Source organism: Arthrobacter sp. Y3225116 (assembly GCF_059091245.1).
The window spans coordinates 1-7,384 of the sequence record NZ_JBNHGL010000143.1 but is presented as its reverse complement, the minus strand read 5'-3'; the positions used below and the strand labels follow the sequence as shown (position 1 = coordinate 7,384).

6 protein-coding genes are annotated in these 7,384 nt (G+C 62.7%); 5 read left to right on the top strand and 1 reads right to left on the bottom strand.

What is annotated here, in order from left to right; translation table 11 throughout:
* Positions 1-303, bottom strand: a 303-nt coding sequence (locus tag AC5RV2_RS12415; RefSeq protein WP_494092585.1) for a hypothetical protein, incomplete at its 3' end; no start/stop codon positions are given.
* Positions 304-410: 107 nt separating this feature from the next.
* Between AC5RV2_RS12415 and AC5RV2_RS12410 the strand changes: the two genes are divergently transcribed.
* The 5 genes from AC5RV2_RS12410 to AC5RV2_RS12390 all read left to right on the top strand — a co-directional run.
* Positions 411-3,020 carry a CaiB/BaiF CoA transferase family protein gene (locus AC5RV2_RS12410; protein ID WP_494092584.1) on the top strand — a complete coding sequence of 870 codons (2,610 nt, stop codon included), beginning with the start codon at positions 411-413 and terminating at the stop codon, positions 3,018-3,020.
* Between the two features lie 463 nt (positions 3,021-3,483).
* Positions 3,484-4,965 (top strand): aldehyde dehydrogenase family protein, encoded by a 1,482-nt coding sequence (locus AC5RV2_RS12405; protein WP_494092583.1) that lies wholly within the window; start codon positions 3,484-3,486, stop codon positions 4,963-4,965.
* Positions 4,966-4,995: 30 nt separating this feature from the next.
* Positions 4,996-5,781 (top strand): coniferyl-alcohol dehydrogenase, encoded by a 786-nt coding sequence (locus AC5RV2_RS12400; RefSeq protein WP_494092582.1) that lies wholly within the window; start codon positions 4,996-4,998, stop codon positions 5,779-5,781.
* Positions 5,782-6,021: 240 nt separating this feature from the next.
* Positions 6,022-6,720: a nitroreductase gene (locus AC5RV2_RS12395; protein ID WP_494092581.1), complete on the top strand. Its 699-nt coding sequence runs from the start codon at positions 6,022-6,024 to the stop codon at positions 6,718-6,720.
* A gap of 445 nt (positions 6,721-7,165) precedes the next feature.
* The coding region (locus AC5RV2_RS12390) for a FadR/GntR family transcriptional regulator (RefSeq protein WP_494092580.1) at positions 7,166-7,384 on the top strand (219 nt) is incomplete at its 3' end.

Below are 7,384 nucleotides of genomic sequence, written 5' to 3'. Positions count from 1 at the left end.
GTTCTCGAAGGCCCACCCGCCGGTCATTCCGTTGCCCAGGACCTCGGAGACCGTTCCGTGGCATGGCAACCGAAGGTAGTTTGCCATGAAGGTGGCGAAGTACTTCTGCAGCGTGTAGTGCCGGTTCATGGTGAAGCTCAGTCCTTGGACATCAGTCTTGTCGATGCCCGCCTGGCGCACCGCCTCAACCACGAGCCTGGCCAGCACTTCATGCTCCAAGACCTGGTTGGCGTCCTCAGGCTTTGTTTGCCACTTGCCGATGGGCAGGGCAGAGCAGCCGATGATTACTACCGATTTTTCCATGCTTTCCTTCTTCGGAGTTTGACACGGTGAATGGTGACCCCCATCATAGCAATGGATGGACCAATCTCCCATTGATCCATTAGGTGGACCGAAATGGAGGCAGATCCGTGGACGATTCGAATGACTTTCAAGGGGCGAAGGGTTATCTCGACGGCCTAAAGGTACTCGAGGTCGCCGACGAGCTGGGCGAGTACGCCGGGAGGGTGCTCGCCGGGCTCGGCGCCGACGTAGTCAAGATCGAGGCACCGGGAGACGAAGGGACCCGCGCGTATGGCCCGTTCGCCGGCGACATTTCAAACCCAGAGCAGAGCCTGTACTTCTGGCACTATAACCACGGCAAGCGTTCGGTGTGCCTTGACCTTGACACCGAGGAGGGCTGCGCCGGTTTCCTCCAGCTTGCCAGGCAGGCCGATGTCGTGATCGAAACCCGGCCTCGCGGATACATGGACGAGCGCGGACTAGGCTACGAGGTGCTGCAGGAGTTGAACCCGGGCCTTCTTTACATGCGCATCAGTGCCTTCGGCGACGACGGGCCGTGGGCGGACTACGTGGGCAGCGACCTGGTGCACCTGGCCCTCGGCGGCGTGATGATGAACTGCGGCTACGACCCGGACCCGTTCGGCCACTACGACACACCCCCGGTTGCCCCGCAGATGTGGCACGCCTACCACATCACCGGCGAAATGGCCGTGATGTCAATTCTCGGGGCGCTCAGCTACAGGCTTCGGAGCGGCGAGGGCCAGTACATGTCGGCAAATGTCCATGAGGCGGTGAGCAAGAACACCGAAACGGACGCCCCGGACTGGCTGTTCCTGCGCCAGAAGCATTTGCGCCTGACTTGCCGGCACTCCATGGTGTCGGCCAGCCTGCCGGCGCTGGCCATGACCAAGGACGGGCGATATCTGCTGCCCTACAAGACCTACCTCAAGGGATCCGTCACCGCCAATGGGGGCGCCTGGGACGGCACCGTGAACGTGCTGCGCAAGTATGGCATGGAGGCGGACCTGGACGGAGATCCCTACACCGATCCGGCCGCCCGGTCCTCCGCGCAGGCCACCGACAAACTCTCCGCCCAGGTCGAGAAGCTGGTGGGGCGGACCATGTTCACCGCAGATGTCTGGCGCGACGGGCAGGACAACGGCCTGCCCTGGGCGCCGGTCCGCCGCCCGGAGGAGAACATCGACGATGAGCACTGGCGGATGCGCGAAGCATTCGTCGACATCTACCGCCCCGAACTGGGACGCTCCGTGGACCACACCGGGGCCAAATGGTACTCGAAGGACGTGGCCTGGAACCACGGCGCACCATCCCCGAGACTTGGCCAGCACACCGCCGAAGTCCTTGCCGAATGGAGCGCCCCGCGCAGGCACCACCGCCTGCAGACCGATCCGGCACGACGAGCCACGGCTCAGATCAGCCCCCACGGCAAGCCTTTCGCCCTTGCAGGAGTGCGGGTCATCGACTTGAGCTGGATGCTCGCCAGCGCCGGTGCCGGCCGGTTCCTCGCCTCCATGGGTGCCGAGGTGGTGAAGGTCGAACACGAAAGCCGCCTGGACGGCATGCGCACCGGGCAGGGCCTCTGCCCGCCGGGCGGAAGGCCCGAACGGGACGCCGCAACCGAGGCGTTGCCCACACCCGCCCAAACCCCGGGTAACCCCAACCGCAGCGGGTCCTTCATGGAGATCAACGCAGGCAAGCTCGGGATCTCGCTTAACCTGAAGTCGGTCGAGGGCAAGCAGATCCTTGAAGACCTTATACGCGGCGCCGACATGGTTGTCGAAGGCTTCTCGCCGGGGACCATGAAGAGGATGGGCCTTGGCTATGACCGGCTCAAGGAACTAAACCCCTCGATCATCTACGTCCAGCAATCAGGTTTCGGCGAGTACGGGAACTACGGCCGCGCCCGCGCTTTCGGCCCAACCGCACAGGCCTTTACAGGCATCAGCGAAATGTCGGGGCTCCCCGAGCCCTTCCCTCCGGCCGGCATCGGCTACTCCTACCTGGACTGGTTTGGCGCATACAACATGGCCAACGCCATGCTCGCCGCCCTCTACCGGAGGGACATCACCGGGCAGGGATGCCATATCGACGCATCCCAAGGCGAGGCCGGCCTCTACCTCACCGGGACCGCCATCCTCGACTGGTCGGTCAACGGACGGCGCTGGAGCCGATACGGCAACCGCTCCCCCTACAAGCCGGCCGCCCCGCACGGGGCCTTCCGCACCGTGGGTGAGGACCGCTGGATTGCAATCGCGGCGTTCACCGAGAGCCACTGGCGCTCCCTCGTGAAGGTTTTGGGCAACCCCGGCTGGACCGCAGATCTGCGGTTCGCCGACCTCGAATCCCGGTTGCAAAACCAGGACCACCTCGAAGCTTTGCTGGAGACCGAGACCAGCAAGCGCGACGCCTTCGACCTCATGGAAGCCCTACAGGCCGTGGGTGTCCCGGCCGGAGTCTGCCAGGACGCCCAGGACCGGTACGAAAGGGACCCCCAGCTGCGGCACCTGCAGTGGACCATCGAGCTGCCCCAGACGGAAATCGGCATCTGGCCGGTCAAGGAACACCCTGTACGCATGGAGAAGACCCCGACCCACATCGGGGGATTCCTCAACCGGTCCGGACCGAATTATGGGGAAGACACCGACCGCGTGCTCGCCACGTACCTCGGGTTCGACCAGAAGCGCATCGCCGAATTGCGCAGCCAAGGGATTGTTTAACCAGCCCATAGCAGTGCTGGGGAACGGAATCATAAGCATGAAAAGCGCCACTGGGGTCAGAACGACACCCTCCGTTCCCGCTGTCTGGTGGAAACCACGACAGCAAGCATCTTCGGCGCCCCGGGGATCCTCGCGTTTCTTCTGGCCTGGGAGCTGCTCCCCGCCATTGGTGCAGCCGAGGCAAAGTACCTGCCTCCCGCCTCCGAGGTCTTGGTCGCACTGGCCAGCGACCATGGGCTCGCCGCCCTTCTGGGCAGCCGTCGGGGAGACCATGACCGCACGGGCGGTCGGGCTGACTGCGGCGGTCTTGACCGCCCCGCTCGGCTCCGCGGTTCACGGAACTAACCGAGCCGAACCGGAACGGGTTCACGGCAGAACGGGCGCCATTACGCGTCGGAGGTGATCGACCTCGCCCACCCACCCCACAACATCAATGGCTAACAGAGCCGCAAATGGAGGAACAGTGACAGAAACATCGACCAACCTGCACACCCGCGCGGGGCTTGAACCCATCGAAATTCGGGAATTCACCATGACCATCGACGGCCAGGCTGCGTCCTCGGGCGAGGGGTTCGACGTCCTTAATCCCGCCACCGGGCAAGTCATTACGCGTGCCCCGCGTTGCTCCGAGGAACAGCGCGACCGCGCGGTTGAATCGGCACACCGGTCCTTCGCCGGGTGGCGGACCGACGTCGCCTTCCGGCGGGAACGCCTGCTGGCCATCGCCGACGCCCTCTCCGCCAATGCCGAGGCACTTGGCGCTGTCATGACCGCGGAGCAGGGCAAGCCCCTGCCCGAGTCCGTCGCCGACGCCCACCGGTCCGCCGACTGGTTCCGCTACTTCGCCGGACTCGACATGTCCTCCACCGTGGTCCAGGACGACGCCGACGGTTTCGTCGAGGTGGTGCGCAAGCCGCTGGGAGTGGTCGTCGGCATCATCCCCTGGAATTCCCCGCTGCTGCTCATCGCCTGGAAGGCAGCCCCGGCTCTGCTCGCGGGCAACACGATGGTCATCAAGCCCTCGTCCTTCACGCCCCTGACGGCACTGCTCGTCGGCGAGATCCTCCGCCCCCTGCTTCCCCACGGTGTCTTCAACGTCGTCTCCGGCAAGGAGCCCCTGGGGAGCCAGCTCCTGGTCCATCCTCTGGTGCGGAAGGTGAGCTTCACTGGCTCGACCGAGGTGGGCAAGGAGGTCGCCCAAAACGCCGCCGCAGACCTCAAACGCGTCACCCTGGAACTCGGGGGCAACGACGCGGCCATTGTGCTGGATGACGCATCCCCCGAGGACTTCGCCCGGGATCTGTTCTGGGCCGCCTTTAAAAACAATGGCCAGATGTGCGCCCTGGTGAAGCGCCTGTACGTTCCCGAGGCACAGCGCGCGGAGTATGTGGAAGCCATCGCCGCCGTAGCCCGCGAAGTCCGCATAGGCGATGGCATGACTGAGGGCGTGCAGCTTGGGCCGCTCACCACTCAGGCACAGTTGAAGAACGTCAGGGACCTGGCCTCGTACTCGATTTCCGCCGGTGCTAAGGCCGCCGCCGGAGGAAAGCCCATCGAGGGGCCTGGTTACTTCTTCGAGCCCACTGTTCTCACCGGTGTCACGGACGGCGACAGGATTGTCGATGAGGAACAATTCGGCCCCATCCTCCCGATCATCGGTTACTCCGATGTCGAGGACGTGCTCCGGAGGGCCAATAACAGTATGTATGGCCTCGGCGGCTCGGTATGGGGTGTCGACACTGACCGTGCCCGCGAAGTTGCGGCCCAACTTGAATCCGGCCAGGCATCCGTCAATCACCACACGCGGGGCATCCTCCCCCACCTCCCCTTCGGAGGTTTTAAATGGAGCGGCCTCGGCGTGGAGAACGGCATCTGGGGTCTCGACGCCTTCAGCCAGGTGCAGACCCTCGCGGGCCCTGCACGCAAGACAATCCAAAACCACTAGTCATTTCTATTTAGGAGCGCAATTATGTCATTGACTGGAAAACGATTCATCGTTACGGGTGCCGCCTCCGGCATGGGAAACGCAACAGCAGCCAAACTCTGCAAACAGGGAGCAGAGGTCTACAGCCTGGACCGCAACGAGCCCGCAGCACCGGTTGCCGCCCATTTCCCCGTGGATCTGTCCAACCCCGAAAGCATCGACTCCGTAGTCCGGCAGCTCGACGGCGGGTTCGACGGGCTGCTGAACATCGCCGGCGTCCCTGGAGGAAAGCTGCCCAATGAGTTCGTTTTCTCGGTGAACTTCCTCGGCCTGCGGCATCTGACCGAAGCCCTCGAGCCCCGGCTGAACCGCGGCGGAACCGTCATCAATGTTTCCTCCAACGGCGATGTCATGTGGCCCACCCGCAAGGAGATCCACAAGGAACTCATGGCGACAGCCTCCTTCAATGATGGTCTCGAGTGGTACCGCCAGGTCCAACCGGAAGGAAAGGCATACAACTTTTCGAAGGAAGCGGTCAGCTACTACACGCTGACCAAAGCCATCGCCTTCGCCCAGAAGGGGCTGCGCATCAATGCCGTCTGCCCGGGCATGACGAACACGCCGATCATCGGCGACTTCATCAACGTTATGAGCGAGGACCGCGTCGAGCGGATCAAGAGCCTTATCGGAGGCTGGGCTGAACCCGAGGACATCGCGGATGTAATAGTTTTTCTGACCTCGGAAGAGGCCCGATTCGTCAACGGGCAGACCATCGACATTGACGGCGGTCTGAAAGCCGGAATGGCCGCCGGTGATGTTCCCTACCCCGGGTACTAGCCATAAGGCCACGCAGATCCGAATGGCAGCAAGGCGTTCCCCCGCGTCCCGGTTACCTGCCTGATGTGCGACCCGCCCACCTCCCCGTAGGGGACGGCGGGTCGCACACCTTCGCTCACCCAGATGGGCAGTTGCCGCGCATACGAAACCACGGAATAGCGCATGGCTGGGCAGCCGGGTCCCTAAATAGCGACGGACGCAGCAGCGATAGGCATTGCGGGCTTCAGTGAGGAGAGAAACGTGCAAGAAACGCAAACGGAAACCGCTACGCCTTCTACCGTGTTAGCTTCCATCCTTGACAGCCGCCATAGCTGCCGCGGGTTCCATAGCCGGCGGGTGCCAGAATCACAGATCGAATGCATGTTGCAGTTGGCACAAAAAGCACCGTCATGGTGCAACACCCAGCCGTGGAAAGTCAGCATCCTCTCCGGTGCCGCCAAGGAACGCTTGTCGGAAGCCTTGATTAAGGGAGCATTAAAGGGAGGAAAGCATCCGGACATCGAAGCACCGGCCGACTACCGGGGCGTCTACCTGTCTAGACGCCGGGAGTCGGGCTACGCCCTCTATGCCAGCCTTGGCATCGACCGCCACGAATACGAGCGTCGAGCCGAGCAGGGGTTGGAAAACTATCGTTTCTTCGGTGCCCCGCATGTCGCTATCGTGACAACCGACGCCCTGCTGGGAACATACGGGGCAATTGACTGCGGAGGCTATCTAACGACACTGCTGCTGGCGGCGGCGAGCCTAGGCATTTCCACCGTGCCTCAGGCCGCTGTAGCCATGTATTCCGACATTGTGCGCGAACAGCTAAACCTCTCCGATGATCGGCTCATTGTCTGTGCCGTGTCCTTCGGGTACGAAGACGCCTCGCACCCAGCGAACCAATTCAGAACCTCACGGGCCACCCTAGGGGACGTCGTCGACTGGCAGGAAGCGTGACGGCTGGGCAACCGGAGATAACCCGGAATGACCAAGCCAAAAGCGCTCAGAGTAGCCCTGGTTCCGGTAGCGCGGTCGAGAACCAGGACTGTCGAGGTCCCGACGGTTGACGGGCAGTTAGCTCAGCGCTCGAGCAGCTTGTGGTCCCTTGAGCTAGCCCGCACGGCCAATACGGGAAACGTGTAACATCGCTGACTTCTCCGCGATCTGCTAGTGCACTCAAAAACGTTTGCCCTCGGAATGCATGTGGTCGAAAGGCGAAAAGGGTACCCGTGAGCGCAACAGAGCGGACGGGGCGAGGCTGCGACCTGCATCCTTGGCCTATGGTAGGACCATGACTATTATGACGATCGCCAATGGGTCGGGCCCGGCGCTATGGCGATGGGGTCTAGAGCGAGAGCTTATAGCAAGTGCCTCCCTAAGCGCCCGGTGACTAGGAAAAACCATGACAAATTCAGGTTCAGTAGACATCGGGCTCTCCAGGGCTTCCTTCAGACCGGTGGTGGTGCAGAAAGCTTCTGATTCGATCGCAGATCAGATCAGGGAGCGCATATTTTCCGGTCAATTCGAAAGAGGATCCCTTCTACCGCCGGAGGCCGAACTTGCTCGACAGACGGCATCCAGCAGGGCGTCAGTAAGGGCTGCCCTTCGGACCCTCGAAGGG